General features: G+C 61.9%; 15 protein-coding genes. 9 read left to right on the top strand and 6 right to left on the bottom strand.

Going from position 1 to position 13,603, the window contains the following annotated elements; all coding sequences use genetic code 11:
- The first annotated feature begins 86 nt into the window (after positions 1-86).
- From queE to WBQ77_RS09040, 4 genes are all read left to right on the top strand, one after another.
- On the top strand, positions 87-722 hold the full coding sequence (queE, locus tag WBQ77_RS09055) for a 7-carboxy-7-deazaguanine synthase (protein ID WP_424059889.1): 636 nt from the start codon (positions 87-89) through the stop codon (positions 720-722).
- A gap of 72 nt (positions 723-794) precedes the next feature.
- Positions 795-1,175: a 6-pyruvoyl trahydropterin synthase family protein gene (locus WBQ77_RS09050; protein WP_424059887.1), complete on the top strand. Its 381-nt coding sequence runs from the start codon at positions 795-797 to the stop codon at positions 1,173-1,175.
- Positions 1,176-1,178: 3 nt separating this feature from the next.
- Positions 1,179-1,685, top strand: coding sequence for a preQ(1) synthase (gene queF, locus WBQ77_RS09045; protein WP_424043592.1), 507 nt, complete (start codon positions 1,179-1,181; stop codon positions 1,683-1,685).
- Between the two features lie 22 nt (positions 1,686-1,707).
- A complete protein-coding gene (locus tag WBQ77_RS09040; protein ID WP_424059885.1) occupies positions 1,708-2,688 on the top strand; it encodes a DUF1835 domain-containing protein in 981 nt (326 codons plus the stop codon).
- A 7-nt stretch (positions 2,689-2,695) separates the two neighbouring features.
- Here WBQ77_RS09040 and kdsA read toward each other — a convergent pair whose 3' ends face one another.
- The 6 genes from kdsA to tpiA all read right to left on the bottom strand — a co-directional run bounded on the left by kdsA (position 2,696) and on the right by tpiA (position 7,692).
- On the bottom strand, positions 2,696-3,541 hold the full coding sequence (kdsA, locus tag WBQ77_RS09035; protein WP_424059922.1) for a 3-deoxy-8-phosphooctulonate synthase: 846 nt from the start codon (positions 3,539-3,541) through the stop codon (positions 2,696-2,698).
- Positions 3,542-3,657: 116 nt separating this feature from the next.
- Entirely contained in the window at positions 3,658-4,047 is a 390-nt protein-coding gene (locus WBQ77_RS09030) for a GFA family protein (RefSeq protein ID WP_424059883.1), read from the bottom strand.
- A 16-nt stretch (positions 4,048-4,063) separates the two neighbouring features.
- Positions 4,064-5,692, bottom strand: coding sequence for a CTP synthase (locus WBQ77_RS09025; protein ID WP_424043599.1), 1,629 nt, complete (start codon positions 5,690-5,692; stop codon positions 4,064-4,066).
- Positions 5,693-5,791: 99 nt separating this feature from the next.
- Positions 5,792-6,172, bottom strand: a complete 381-nt coding sequence (secG, locus tag WBQ77_RS09020) for a preprotein translocase subunit SecG (protein ID WP_424043939.1) — start codon at positions 6,170-6,172, stop codon at positions 5,792-5,794.
- A 44-nt stretch (positions 6,173-6,216) separates the two neighbouring features.
- Complete coding sequence (locus tag WBQ77_RS09015) at positions 6,217-6,819, bottom strand: hypothetical protein (RefSeq protein ID WP_424043940.1); 603 nt, start codon at positions 6,817-6,819, stop codon at positions 6,217-6,219.
- A gap of 102 nt (positions 6,820-6,921) precedes the next feature.
- Positions 6,922-7,692 (bottom strand): triose-phosphate isomerase, encoded by a 771-nt coding sequence (gene tpiA, locus WBQ77_RS09010; RefSeq protein ID WP_424059880.1) that lies wholly within the window; start codon positions 7,690-7,692, stop codon positions 6,922-6,924.
- Positions 7,693-7,861: 169 nt separating this feature from the next.
- Here tpiA and WBQ77_RS09005 point away from each other — a divergent pair, with 169 nt between their 5' ends.
- The 5 genes from WBQ77_RS09005 to trpD are packed head-to-tail and all read left to right on the top strand — an operon-like array spanning position 7,862 to position 13,600.
- On the top strand, positions 7,862-9,763 hold the full coding sequence (locus WBQ77_RS09005; protein ID WP_424044772.1) for a SurA N-terminal domain-containing protein: 1,902 nt from the start codon (positions 7,862-7,864) through the stop codon (positions 9,761-9,763).
- Entirely contained in the window at positions 9,760-11,325 is a 1,566-nt protein-coding gene (gene trpE, locus WBQ77_RS09000; protein WP_424044770.1) for an anthranilate synthase component I, read from the top strand. Before WBQ77_RS09005 ends, trpE begins: the two co-directional genes overlap by 4 nt.
- Before the next feature lie 21 nt (positions 11,326-11,346).
- Entirely contained in the window at positions 11,347-11,877 is a 531-nt protein-coding gene (locus WBQ77_RS08995; RefSeq protein WP_424059878.1) for a SixA phosphatase family protein, read from the top strand.
- Positions 11,878-11,928: 51 nt separating this feature from the next.
- A complete protein-coding gene (locus tag WBQ77_RS08990) occupies positions 11,929-12,549 on the top strand; it encodes an anthranilate synthase component II (protein ID WP_424044766.1) in 621 nt (206 codons plus the stop codon).
- Positions 12,539-13,600 carry an anthranilate phosphoribosyltransferase gene (trpD, locus tag WBQ77_RS08985; protein ID WP_424059876.1) on the top strand — a complete coding sequence of 354 codons (1,062 nt, stop codon included), beginning with the start codon at positions 12,539-12,541 and terminating at the stop codon, positions 13,598-13,600. Before WBQ77_RS08990 ends, trpD begins: the two co-directional genes overlap by 11 nt.
- Positions 13,601-13,603: the final 3 nt, after the last annotated feature.

Below are 13,603 nucleotides of genomic sequence, written 5' to 3'. Positions count from 1 at the left end.
TCTCTGGGATGTCCGGGCGACATTCGTCGAAACACGTGTGCTTGCGCCCCTTGCTTCGGACGGGGTGAGAGACCACCTTCCCGCTCATGTATGCAGTCAAGGAAATCTTCTACACGCTCCAAGGCGAAGGAGCTCAGTCGGGGCGCCCGGCCGTTCTCTGCCGGTTTACTGGCTGCAACCTGTGGTCTGGGCGTGAGGCTGACCGCGCCGATGCGATCTGTCGCTTTTGCGATACGGACTTCATCGGGACCGATGGGACTGGCGGTGGCCGGTTCGAAACGGCGGAAGATCTGGTGGGTGCTTGCCACACGGCTTGGCGGGGCAATTCCGGCGCGGCCCCATTTGTGGTCCTGACTGGCGGAGAGCCAATGCTCCAGGTCGACGAGGTTTTGATCCAGACTTTCCATGGGTATGGGTTCGAGATCGCGATTGAGACTAATGGCAGCCTTCCCGTCTCGGACGAGATCGATTGGATCTGCGTCAGTCCAAAACCGGGCATTCCGCTCCGCCAGCAGTCCGGCGACGAATTGAAGCTCATCTACCCGCAAGCGGAAATCGCGCCGGATGACGTGCTCGGCCTGGCCTTCACGCATTTCCTGCTGCAGCCAATGGACGATAGGGTGGGCGGTACGTCAAATCTGCAATCGGCCTTGGACTATTGCTTGCGGCACCCAAGGTGGCGGCTGAGCCTCCAAACTCATAAAATCCTCGGACTGCCCTGAGGGTAACCGGCGCGTTGAAACTGTGGCGTACAGCCCCTGGTCGCCAACGCGAAAATCCCCTAAACAGCGCAAATGCGAATTTACAAGGAATTCTTCTTCGAGGCGGCACACTTCCTGCCGTCGGCCCCACCCGGCCATCCCAATGCCCGGGTGCATGGGCATTCCTTCCGTGCGCGCATCAGCGTTGATGGGCAGCCGGACGAGGACACAGGTATTGTTGTTCACTTTGACGAGCTGGAAGCGGCCGTTTCGGATGCCCGGGACGCGCTCGATCACCGCATGCTGAATGAGATCGAGGGCTTGTCCGCGCCGACCTTGGAGCGGATCGCTATGTGGCTGTGGGACCGGCTCCACAATCGCTTGCCGGGCCTGGTGGAGATCGTGGTGGCGCGGGACTCTTGCCATGAGGGCTGCGTCTATCGTGGCCCGCTCATGCGGCTCGCCGCGGAGTAAGGCATGGCCAGGAAAAATGCGGCCAAAACGCCCGAGACCAAGAAGGTTAAGGCCCAAAAGCCTGCAGGCTTGAAGCAGCTTGGCAAGGCCGTGCCCCTGCCCGCCTCGCCGGACGACGCGGTTCTCGAACGGGTTCCGAACGCCCATCCCGACACCGCCTATGTTACGCGCTTCACGGCGCCCGAGTTCACCTGCCTGTGCCCCGTCACCGGACAGCCAGACTTCGCCCATTTCGTCATGGACTATGCACCTGACAAGTGGCTGCTCGAATCCAAGTCCTTCAAGCTGTTTCTGGGTAGCTTCCGGAATACGGCGTCCTTTCACGAAGACACCACGCTGAGGATCGGCAAGACCATCGCCCAGCTGATCGAGCCAGCATGGCTGCGGATCGGCGGCTATTGGTTCCCGCGCGGCGGTATCCCCATCGATGTGTTCTGGCAGCACGGCACCCCGCCGGACGGTATTTGGATCCCCGACCAGGGCGAGGCGCCCTATCGCGGCCGCGGTTGATCGTGATGGAGGCCCCAAACCGATGACCGATCTCGTCATTACCAATGGCGATGCCGCGGGCGAGCTCTTGCGCCGGACCTTGGCTGGCGCCGAAGTTCTGCCCTGGCGGGATGTGCTGCATGAAGGCCCCGTCCCGCTCACCGACAGCCCCGAAGAACTGACCGAGGTGAGGGTTTCCTATCTCGCAGAGGCAGGCGCGGGCGATGTGAGCGCCCTCGAATTCGATTTCGCAGCCCGCTATCGGGGCCTCAGCATCAGCGATAATTTCACTAGTGTTATCTTGTGGTTTGAGCATGATCTTTACGATCAACTTCAACTTTTGCAGGTGCTAGACTGGTTTGCCGACCACCCGCGCGAGCCCGAAACGCTTCTGCTGGTCCAGACGGACGACTATATCGGGCGCCAAAAGCCGGAAACGATCTCCGAACAGGCTGCGCTGGCGCGGGCCGTCACCCAAACGCAGCTCGATGTTGCGGTCAGGGCCTGGTCGGCGTTCCGCCAGCCCACACCGGAAGCGTGGGCCAACCTTCTGAGAGAGGACCTTTCGGCTCTGCCTTTCCTGCGTGGCGCTGTGATCCGGATGTTGGAGGAGCTTCCCGGCTCCGACGGACTTACGCGCGCAGAACGGCAGGTTCTGGCCTGCCTCGCCACCGGGTCCGACCTCACGTCGGTCGCGCTTTTCGGGGCTACCCAGAAGATGGAGGACGCCGAATTCATGGGCGACTGGAGCTTTTGGCGGCTTCTCGATGGGCTTGCGTTAAGCCCCGCGCCGCTCATCGCCGGGCTCGACGGCGCGCCGTTTCAAGTCGAGGACAATGCGCGTATGGAAGCCTATGTGAAGAGCCAGCCGGCGCTCACGACTTTGGGCAAAGAGGTGCTCGAGGGGCAGGTCGACTGGGCCTTGCATCATTCGATCGACCGCTGGTGGGGCGGCACGCACCTCACGAACGCGATACTCTGGCGCTGGGATTCGGAAACTGAGCATTTGATCGCGCCCGTTTAGGCTGGCTTTAGCTTTCGTCGCGGGCCTTCGCCAAGCGATCGAAGGCCATGATCTCCGCAAGCAATTCCACAAGCTCTCGAAGCGGCACCATATTGGGGCCGTCCGACGGTGCAGCGTCGGGATCTTGATGGGTCTCGATGAACACGCCAGCCACGCCGACGGCCACGGCTGCGCGGGCAAGTACCGGCACGAAACGGCGCTCCCCGCCGCTGGTGCCGCCCTGTCCGCCGGGCTGCTGTACCGAATGGGTCGCATCGAAAATAACCGGAGCGCCCGTCTCCGCAAGGATCGGCAAGGAGCGCATGTCCGAAACGAGCGTGTTGTAGCCGAACGAAACACCGCGCTCGGTCACGAGGACGTTGGGATTCCCCGCGGCGACCACCTTGGCAACCACATGGCGCATGTCCCAGGGGGCCAGGAACTGCCCTTTTTTAATATTGACCGCCTTGCCGCTCTTGGCGGCAGCGACCAGAAGGTCCGTCTGACGGCAGAGAAAAGCGGGGATCTGAAGCACATCCACCGCCTCGGCCGCGGCTGCGCACTGGTCCGGCTCGTGAACGTCCGTTACCACCGGAAGCCCGGTGGCCTCGCGGATCTCCGCAAAGATGGGCAGCGCCTCGTTCAAGCCAAGGCCCCGCGCGCTCGACAGGCTCGTCCGGTTCGCCTTGTCGAACGAGGATTTGTAGACGAGCCCGATGCCGAGCCGTTCAGCGATCTCTTTCAGCGCCGCGGCCGTCTCGAGCGCGTGCGCTCGGCTCTCCAGGACGCACGGGCCCGCCATCAGCGCGAGCGGGAGCGCGTTCCCGAATGTCACCTTGCCGACGGTGACCGAAGATGCATGTGCAGGCGTCATTGCTTCGTTCATGGCGTCCTTCATGGGGCTTGCGGCGGCCAGGCGTCAACCGTGCGCAGCCGCGCCGATCGCTGCCGCTCTACTCCGGCTCGTGCCGCGTCCACTTCTGCCGGCTCTCAGCGAAGTGGCTGACACAGGTCGGGAAGGCTAGGAGCCATGGCTCCTAGCGCTTCATCCAGAATTCGTAGGTTGGCGTGAAAAGTGCCGACGTCCTCGAACGAACCATATTGAACGTAGAACTCATCCTCGCGGAGATAGGTTGAGTAGATCGGCGATCCGCACTTGCGGCAGGAATAGCGCCGGACCTTGTCCGTGCTGGCAAACGCACTGACATCGCCCGACAACGTGACGGCCTCTGGCCGGAAAACCGCATAGAAATTGAACGGTGCGCCTTGGGCCTTCCGGCAGGTGATGCAATGGCAGACGCCGACGCGATAGGGCAGGCTGCGTGTCTCAACCTGAACCTGGCCGCAGGCACAGGAGCCTTTGTGTACCGGTTCCGGCATACCCGCTACCCACTCGTTAGACGAGCCGGCTTTGCTCGACCGCGGCGGCGATGAAGGATTTGAACAGCGGGTGCGGGTCGAACGGCCGCGACTTTAATTCGGGGTGGAACTGAACGCCGATGAACCATGGGTGATTGGGGATTTCCACTATCTCCGGCAGGAGCCCATCTGGCGATAAGCCTGAAAAGCACAGGCCTGCATTCTCTAGGCGGTCGCGGTAGCGCATGTTCACTTCGTAGCGGTGCCGGTGGCGTTCGGAAATCTCCGTCGCACCATAGATATCGGCGATCTTACTGCCGGGTACGAGCGTGGCATCATAGGCGCCAAGGCGCATCGTTCCGCCAAGATTGCCATTGTGTTCGCGGCGCTCCAGTTCATCGCCCTTCATCCACTCGGTCATGAGGCCGATCAGCGGCTCGTCCGTCGGGCCGAACTCGGTGGAGCTTGCGCTCTCAAGCCCTGCCATATGGCGCGCGACCTCGAGCACGGCCATTTGCATCCCGAAACAGATTCCGAAATACGGGAAATTTCGCTCACGAGCATAGCGCGCCGCCAAAATCTTGCCTTCGGCGCCGCGTTCGCCAAATCCGCCGGGCACGAGGATGCCGTTCACGTTTTCCAGATAGGCTGCGGCGTCCTCGCTCTCGAAAACTTCCGACTCTATCCATTCGAGATTGACTTTGACCTTGTTGGCGATCCCGCCATGGGTCAGCGCCTCGCTAAGCGACTTATAGGCATCCTTGAGGCCCGTATATTTGCCGACGATCGCGATAGTCACCTCACCGTCGGGTTCGGCAATGGTGGCCGCGATATCGGTCCACAGGGACAGGTCCGGCGCCTGGGCATCCTTAATGCCGAAGGCAGCCAGGAGCTCGTTGTCCAGCCCTTCGTAATGGTAGGCCAACGGCACGTCGTAGATGCTGACGACATCGAGGGCCTGAATCACAGCTTCAGGGCGGACGTTGCAGAACAGTGCGATCTTGCGCCGCTCGTCGGGCGGCAAGGGACGGTCCGCGCGGCAGAGTAAGACGTCCGGCTGGATGCCGATCGACCGCAGCTCCTTGACCGAGTGTTGGGTGGGCTTGGTCTTCAGTTCACCCGCGCTCGGAATATAAGGTAATAGCGTGAGATGGACGAATGCACTCATCCCCCGTGGCAACTCGTTGCCAAGCTGGCGAATGGCTTCGAAGAAGGGCAGAGCTTCGATATCGCCGACCGTGCCGCCGATCTCGCAGAGCACGAAGTCCATATCCTCGTTGCCTGTAACGATGAAATTCTTGATGGCGTCGGTCACGTGGGGAATGACCTGAACGGTGGCGCCGAGATAGTCCCCCCGGCGCTCCTTGGTGATGATCTCCTGATAGATCCGGCCGGTGGTGACGTTGTCGGCCTGTCGCGCGGGCCGCCCGGTGAAGCGCTCGTAATGGCCCAGATCCAGGTCCGTCTCCGCACCGTCATCTGTGACGAAGACTTCGCCGTGCTGATAGGGGCTCATGGTCCCTGGATCGACATTGAGATAGGGGTCGAGCTTACACAGGCGCACGCGAAATCCGCGCGCCTGTAAAAGCGCTCCAAGTGCTGCCGAAGCGAGTCCCTTGCCGAGTGAGGAAACCACGCCGCCGGTAATGAAGACGTACCGCGCCATGGGCCTCGACCCTATACCGAGTCTGGGCTTATGCGCAGCCTAAACGTGGCCTGCGAGATGGTTTGGCGCAGAATTTCCTGTGCGAAACTTGATGCCAAATCAGTTCGATTGGGGAACTTGCGGCCCGGAAGGTGCCGCGGGTGCTGCTGGTGCGGCCGGTTCGGTCTGGCCCGGAATTGCAAGCGGCGTCAGCCCGCCCTCGCCACCGCTGGTCGGCACGATCGATGGTGCTGAAGCATTGTTGTGGCTTGCCAGGATCGACAGGGTCAGGCTGGTGAGGAAGAAGCAAGCCGCCAAAATGGCCGTGGTGCGCGTGAGCGCATTGCTGGCGCCGCGGCCAGTCATGAAACCGCCGCCGCCACCTGCACCGCCGCCACCGCCGCCAATACCTAGCGCACCGCCTTCGGAGCGCTGCAGCAGGATGACGCCCACGAGGGAAATCGCGATCATCACGTGGATGAGAAGAATTACGGTGCTCATTGTGTCGCCTTGCTTATCGGAAGGCGCTGTCTTATCCGAATCCGCTAGGGCTTGGCTAGCCCCTGCCGGATTGTCGCCTCTTCTTTGGCGATCGCCTCGCTGGCGGCGCTGACACCGGCTTCGGTGCTAGAGAGGCTGGCGGGGGCTCCGGAGGCGACTTCAGCAGTGGTGTCGGAAGCAAGATCGGCTTCGTCGTTAATGTCCCCTTCGCCCTCGCCTTCGCTCGCGGTGATGGCCGCCGTGACCTCCTCGCGCGCCTCTCGTGAGGGATTGCGCAAGGGGATGAGCGAGGTGGCGTCTACGCCCGCGAGAACAAAGGTTGGGACCTTCGGTTTGCGGTCGGGCAACGACGGCGGCTGTGGTTTGGGTATCCGGACGCCGTTGGTGCGGCAGCGGAAGGCAACTTTCTCTTCAACCTGCAAATATTGGCGGACCTGCTCGATCTTATCGTGTTCGTGCAGATTGTCCTTGACCCAGTCGGGCCCGCGCCTGAGGGCGGCTTGGACGGTTGCCGTCAGCAGGGCCTTTTTCTCGGATTTGAGCGCATTGCATGTATCGGCTTCCAGGGGCTCCGCCCGCGCCGAGCCAAACGACAGAGCAAATCCCATAGCGACTAGCATTGCAGCGATTGGACGCAGCTTCGTCATCCGGTTCCCAAGAATGTCGTGCCCCCCTACCATCGTCATTCCGGCAGAATGCAGAAGCATACCCGATTTGCAAGCGTTGACCCAGGCTTTTGGTGGCCCCTGTCAGCTCTGGGTTCCGGCGTAAACGGACAGAATTTCGTAGAAATCCTCGGCCTTTAGGCTCGCGCCACCGACCAATGCTCCGTTCACGTCGGGGACAAAGAGAAGGTTGGCTGCATTGGAGGGCTTTACCGAGCCGCCATAGAGGAGCCGCATGGCCCCCGCTTCCGAATCTCCCAGCATTTGCCCCAGGACGGAGCGAATGAGGCCATGGACCTGGGCAACTTCCGGCGGCGTCGGCGTGAGCCCCGTACCAATTGCCCATACGGGCTCATAGGCAACGACCGTATTCGCTGCGCGAGCGCCTTCCGGCACGGAGCCTTCGAGCTGGCCTCTAAGGACATCAAGTGTCTTGCCCTCCCTATACTGGGCCTCGGTCTCGCCGATACAAATGATGGCCATCATTCCGGCCCGGTAGGCGGCAAGCGCCTTGGCGTGAACGAGCGCGTCCGATTCGTGGTGATCGTGGCGCCGTTCAGAGTGACCGACAATGACCGAGGTGGCGCCGGCGTCGGCAAGCATTTCGGCGGAAATGTCGCCAGTATGGGCGCCGGAGGCGAGCGGATTGCAGTCCTGCGCCCCGAGCATGATCGTCGAGTCTTTAATTGCCTCACGGGCGCGGGACAGTAGTGTTGCGGGCGGACACACCATGATATTCGTCTCTGGAACGGGTGCTGTTTCAAGGCGCGCCCGGAGCGATTCAAGCTCCGAAAGGGAGCTGCCGAGCCCGTTCATCTTCCAATTTCCCGCAACAAGCGGCCTGATCCCAGTCACCTTTCCCCCAAACTCGCGCCTTTACCCCATCTAAATAGCGCAATTTTCCTTTGTTTGTTCGTGTTGCCGCACTCGCGCTGTCTACCTATGATGCGCGCCGCACAAGGCGGCCATAACATCGGACGCTGATGCAGTTTTGGCAATTCATGATTGAGAAGGTCTTCGAGGCGTGGCACTCGACTCATTGCGCAAAGGCGCAGCACGAACACTAGGTCTGATTCTCGTAGCCCTGCTGGTGGTGAGCTTCGCCGTCTGGGGTATCGCCGACATCTTTACCGGTTACGGCCGGCAGACTCTCATCGAGGTCGGCGATACGGAAATCACTCCGCAGAATTATCAACGCGTACAGCAGGACGTCCTGCGCGCCATGAGCCAAGACGCGGGCCGTAGCCTCAGTCTTCAAGAGGCGCGCGGCGCCGGGCTCGATCAGCGCGTGCTTGAACGGCTTGTGGGAGGCGCTGCGGTCGACACCCATGCGAGTCATCTCGGCCTCAGCATCAGTGACGAGGCGCTCCTGGATCAGATCACGAAGGACCCGTCCTTCCAGGATGGCGCGGGCAATTTCAGCCCCCTCGCCTTTCAGTCGGCCTTGCGCAATATCGGCATGAGCGAAGCCACCTACCTGCAGACTCTGCGCGAGCAGACTCTGAGACGGCAATTGCTGCTCACGGTCGGCGAAGTTGCAAGCAGTCCCCAGGCAATCATCGATGCACTGAACAAGTTCAACGAGGAACGGCGCGTTCTGAATTATGTGCTGGTTCCGAAATCGGCTGCCGATGCCGTGGGTGATCCCACGGAGCAGGATCTGAAGTCCTATTACGACAATCATAAGCAGACCTTCACGCAGCCGGAATACCGGAAGGTCGCCATGATCGCCGTCACGCCGGAGACGGTTAAGGACGAGCTCAACATCACCGAGGCCGATCTAAAGGCGACGTACGAAGCCAATAAGGACACGCTTGGACAGGCCGAGAAGCGCCGCATCGAGCAAATCGCGCTCCCGAATGCCGAGGAAGCCGAAAGGATTTCCGCGAAGATCGCGTCCGGCACTGATTTCGTCGAGGCGGCCAAGGAGCTCGGCTTGAGCGAATCCGATCTCGATCTCGGGACGGTTTCGATGAAGGACCTCGCCGACGCGATCGTGGCCGAGCAAGCCTTCAAGCTCGAAAAGGATGAAGTCAGCAAGCCCATTACCGGCAAGCTCGGAAGTGTGGTGCTGATCCGGGTGACGGAAATCACCCCCGGCAAGGTTCCCAGCTTCGAAGAAGCCAAGGACGGCATCGAAAAAGAGATGGCCAAGGAACGGGCCTCCGGCGCGATCTTCGACATGCACGACAAGGTCGAGGACGAACTCGCCTCGGGCTCGACGCTTGAAGAAACCGCGGGCAAGCTCAAGCTTGACTACACGGTCATCGATCAGGTCGATCGCGCGGGCCGCAAGCCCGACGGATCGACGATCGAAGCCCCCGCCCAGAAAGAACTTTTGAACGGTATCTTTGCGACGGATGCGGGAATCGAAAACGATCCTGTCGATGCCCGTGACGAAGGCGTGGTGTGGTATGAGGTCTTGGGCATCACACCCGAAACGCTCATGCCCTTCGATCAGGTCCGGGCCGACGTGGAAAAAGGCTGGCGCGGGGAAGTTACCCGCAATCAGGTCAAGGATTTCACGCAGAAGCTGATCAGCGAGCTGAATAGCGGGTCCAAGTCTCTTGAAGACGTAGCCAAGGAGCTTGGCACTGACGTACTGCCGACTTCGGCGCTGAAGCGCGACGACATTACCGTCAACGTGCTTCCGGCGGCGGTGCAGCAGGCGTTCACGCTTCCCAAGGGCGGGTTCGGATCGTCCGCGTCCGGTGTCGACGAAGGCCGGATCGTGTTCCAGGTCGATGATATCGTCGAGCCGCCAGAGGTCGATCCGCGCGCCTTGAAGCAGTTGCGGGCACAGATTGGGTTGCTCTACAGCGAGGACATCATTGCGGCGTATTTCAGCGAGCTTGAGCAGACCTATGGCGTGAAGCTCAACACCCAGGCGCTCGCAAGAATCACGGGCAGCGGCGAGGAGCCATGAGTTCGGCGCCAGCTCCGGTGAGTCCGCCCCTGCCCGATCTCGGTTCGGCTTTGATGGAGCCGGACTTCACGGCTTTCGCGAGCCTCTACGAAGAGGGTGTACCGCAGGTCGTCTGGACGCGTCTTGTTGCCGACCTGGAAACGCCTGTCTCCGCCATGCTGAAGATCGCGAACGAGCGGCCGAATAGCTTTCTGTTGGAGTCCGTCGAAGGCGGCGCCAATCGCGGCCGCTACTCGATCATTGGCTGCGAACCGGATTTGATTTGGCGGGCTGAAGGCGACAAGGCCGAGCTCAATCGCAGTCCGCAATCCGATCCGGACGCGTTCGCGCCGGCCCCGCAACCGGCGCTTCAGAGCATTCGCGCCCTGTTGGCCGAGTCCAAGATCGTTCTGCCCGATGCGCTGCCGCCAATGGCAGCCGGCATTTTTGGCTATATGGGCTACAACACGGTACGGCTGACCGAGAGCCTTCCCGACGGCAAGCCCGACAATCTCGGCCTGCCCGATAGCATTCTCGTGCGTCCCACGCTGATCGTGATTTTCGACAGCGTGAAGGACGAGCTCTGTGTTGTGACGCCGGTGCGGCCGACCCCCGGCGTCAGCGCAAAGGCTGCCTACGCGCGCGCCGGAGAGCGGCTGAACGTCATTCTGGACCGGCTCGATGAGCCCTTGCCCCATAAGCCCGAGCCGATCGAAGACATGCCGCATCCCGCGCCGCGCGCCGTGACGGCACCGAACGCCTATATGGCGAAGGTCGCACGCGCGAAGGAGTATATTTCCGCCGGCGATATTTTTCAGGTCGTCCTCAGCCAGCGTTTCGAGGCGCCGTTTGAGTTGCCGTCGTTCTCGCTTTACCGCGCGCTCCGGCGAGTCAATCCTTCGCCGTTTCTCTACTACCTCAATTTCGGTGACTTCGCGGTGGTCGGATCGAGCCCGGAGATTTTGGTGCGTGTACGGAAAGGCGAGGTTACGATTCGCCCCATTGCGGGAACGCGCCCGCGCGGCAGCACGCCCGACGAGGATCAGACGCTCGCGAGGGAGCTGCTCGCGGACGCCAAGGAGTGCGCGGAACATCTGATGCTGCTCGATCTCGGGCGCAACGATGTGGGCCGCGTCGCCGAGGTGGGGAGCGTTCGCGTCACCGACAGCTTCTTCCTGGAGTACTACAGCCAGGTTATGCATATCGTTTCGAATGTCGCCGGAACGCTGTCGCCAAAACACGACGCGGTGGATGCCCTCATGGCGGGCTTTCCGGCCGGGACCGTGTCGGGCGCACCGAAGGTCCGCGCGATGGAAATTATCGACGAGTTGGAGGAGTCCGCGCGCGGCATTTATGCCGGCTGCGTCGGATATTTCTCCGCCGACGGCGAAATGGACAGCTGTATCGTTTTGCGGACATCCGTCGTGAAAGACGGAATTATGTACGTTCAGGCCGGCGCGGGAATCGTCGCGGACTCGATACCGGAAAACGAGCAGATCGAATGCATGAACAAGGCGGGTGCCCTGTTCAAGGCGGCAGACGAGGCCGTACGATTTGCGGCACGGGCCAAGCGCGGCCAGTAGGGAGTTCACGAGGTTTCGACCATGCTCACCCTTAGCCTCCTGCGCCACGCCAAATCGAGTTGGAAGAATCCTGCGTTACCCGATAGGGAGCGTCCGCTGAATTCGCGGGGCATAGCCGATGCGCCCGCCATGGGCCGGGCAATGTCCGAGCGCGGGATCGACCCGGAGCTGGTCTTGTGCTCGTCCGCACAGCGCACGGTCGACACGCTCGCGCTCGTCCTGCCGGAGTTGAAGATCGAACCCACGGTCGTCTACCAGGACTCGCTTTATCGCGCGAGTCCGGAAGACATGCTGGACCTGTTGCGGAGGCTTCAGCCGGGCGCGCGCAGTGTCCTGCTGATCGGTCACAACCCGGAAATTCAAGAGCTGGCGCTCGAACTCATTGGCGCGGGGCCGAAGGGGCCGCGCGACCGCTTGAGCGAGAAGTATCCCACCGGAGGGCTGGTGGTGATCACCTTCACCGCGGGTCTTTGGTCGAGTGTCGATGTGGGCAGCGGCAGCCTCACGCAGTTTCTTGCGCCCAGGGATGTGCGGGGCGATGCTGCGTCCTGACGGCATCTTGCCGACCTTGACGGCGCCTTGGCGCAAGGCCTAATTGGAACCATGCTGACACTGATCGATAACTACGACAGCTTCACTTACAACCTCGTGCATTTCCTTGGCGAACTGGGCGCGGAAACGCAGGTCTACCGGAATGACAAAGTGACCGTGGACGAGGTCCTGTCCGAGGCGCCAGAAGCCATCGTGTTGTCTCCCGGGCCGTGCGATCCGGACCGCGCGGGGATCTGCCTGGAGTTGGTTCGCCGTGCGGCGCCCGTAGTGCCGATCCTGGGCGTTTGCCTCGGCCATCAGACTATCGGCCAAGTCTATGGCGGTAGGGTCGTCCGCGCGCCCTATTTGATGCACGGCAAGCTTTCGAAGGTGCACCACACGGGCAAGGGAATCTTTGCCGGCCTGCCGCAGGATTTCTCCGCCACCCGCTACCACTCGCTTGTCGTGGATCGCGACACGCTGCCCGCCGAGCTCGAAGTGACCGCCGAGACGCCGGACGGCATCATCATGGGTATGCAGCACACCTGCTATCCCGTCCATGGCGTTCAGTTCCATCCCGAGAGCATTGCGTCCGAATACGGACATCAATTGCTCGCTAATTTCTTGGATCATGCCCGTGTTGAACGGCGCAGCCGCGGCACTCCGGAAAGAGATACGGCCGGTGCCATCTAGCCCCTCGCCTGTTCCGCAAGCGGATTCGAACGATTTGCGGGAAGCCCTCAAAGCGATTGCGACAGGCAAGACCCTGAACCAGCTCCAGGCCGCGGCCGCCTTCGAGGCCGTGATGTCGGGCGAGGCGAGCGAGGCTCAGATCGGCGCCCTGTTGATGGGGCTGCATGCGCGCGGCGAGACCGCGGACGAGATCGCCGGCGCGGCCCGCGTAATCCGTGCGAAGGCCTTGTCGGTCAAGGCGCCCGTTGGTGCGATCGATACCTGCGGCACGGGCGGCGATGCCAAGGGCACGCACAATATCTCCACCTGCTGTGCCTTTGTCGTTGCCGGTGCGGGTGTGCCCGTGGCCAAGCATGGCAACAAGTCGATCTCATCGCGCTCGGGTTCGGCGGACGTGCTTGCAGCGCTTGGGGTCAATCTCGACTGCCCGCCCGAGACCATCGAACGAAGCATTGCCGAATGTGGGCTGGGGTTCATGTACGCACCCACCCATCACGCCGCCATGCGCCACGTGGCCAAGGTCCGTGGCGAACTCGGTGTGCGGACGATCTTCAACCTGCTCGGTCCCTTGGCCAATCCGGCGGCGACGAAGTACCAGGTTGTCGGCGTGTTCCATGCCAAATGGGTGGAGCCGATCGCCAACGTGCTTGGTCTGCTCGGTGTCGAGCGGGCCTGGGTGGTGCATGGGTGCGACGGTCTCGACGAGTTGACCACAACGACGGTCAGCGAAGTCGCCGCACTCGATTCGGGCCGTGTGTCCAGGTTCCGCATCTCGCCGCGCAATGCCGGCCTGCCGGAAGCAAAGCCCGACGACCTGATTGGCGGGGACGCGGCAGAGAACGCAGCGCATATCCGGGCGGTGCTGCAAGGAAACCGAGGGCCGCTGCGCGATATCGTTATATTCAACGCCTCGGCCGCGCTGCTTGTCGCCGGTAAGGCCAAGACCCTGCGTGAGGGGGTCGCGCTGGCGGCGGATGCGATCGACAGTGGACGGGCCTTCGGGGTTTTGGAAGCGCTCGTGGCGCACACGAATGATAAGTTGGACGGGTAGGAC

Origin of the sequence: Methyloceanibacter sp., from assembly GCF_049590335.1 — a bacterium.
Lineage (GTDB): Bacteria > Pseudomonadota > Alphaproteobacteria > Rhizobiales > Methyloligellaceae > Methyloceanibacter.
This window is presented reverse-complemented; position numbering and strand designations above follow the sequence as displayed.

What these genes read in the sequence shown, in the direction of transcription:
- WBQ77_RS08995 (WP_424059878.1), top strand. Translation starts at nt 11,347, where the DNA reads ATGCTCACCCTTAGCCTCCTGCGCCACGCCAAATCGAGTTGGAAGAAT.
- WBQ77_RS09015 (WP_424043940.1), bottom strand. Translation starts at nt 6,819, where the DNA reads ATGACGAAGCTGCGTCCAATCGCTGCAATGCTAGTCGCTATGGGATTT.
- kdsA (WP_424059922.1), bottom strand. Translation starts at nt 3,541, where the DNA reads ATGACGCCTGCACATGCATCTTCGGTCACCGTCGGCAAGGTGACATTC.
- secG (WP_424043939.1), bottom strand. Translation starts at nt 6,172, where the DNA reads ATGAGCACCGTAATTCTTCTCATCCACGTGATGATCGCGATTTCCCTC.
- WBQ77_RS08990 (WP_424044766.1), top strand. Translation starts at nt 11,929, where the DNA reads ATGCTGACACTGATCGATAACTACGACAGCTTCACTTACAACCTCGTG.
- queE (WP_424059889.1), top strand. Translation starts at nt 87, where the DNA reads ATGTATGCAGTCAAGGAAATCTTCTACACGCTCCAAGGCGAAGGAGCT.
- WBQ77_RS09030 (WP_424059883.1), bottom strand. Translation starts at nt 4,047, where the DNA reads ATGCCGGAACCGGTACACAAAGGCTCCTGTGCCTGCGGCCAGGTTCAG.
- WBQ77_RS09040 (WP_424059885.1), top strand. Translation starts at nt 1,708, where the DNA reads ATGACCGATCTCGTCATTACCAATGGCGATGCCGCGGGCGAGCTCTTG.
- WBQ77_RS09025 (WP_424043599.1), bottom strand. Translation starts at nt 5,692, where the DNA reads ATGGCGCGGTACGTCTTCATTACCGGCGGCGTGGTTTCCTCACTCGGC.
- queF (WP_424043592.1), top strand. Translation starts at nt 1,179, where the DNA reads ATGGCCAGGAAAAATGCGGCCAAAACGCCCGAGACCAAGAAGGTTAAG.
- WBQ77_RS09050 (WP_424059887.1), top strand. Translation starts at nt 795, where the DNA reads ATGCGAATTTACAAGGAATTCTTCTTCGAGGCGGCACACTTCCTGCCG.
- trpE (WP_424044770.1), top strand. Translation starts at nt 9,760, where the DNA reads ATGAGTTCGGCGCCAGCTCCGGTGAGTCCGCCCCTGCCCGATCTCGGT.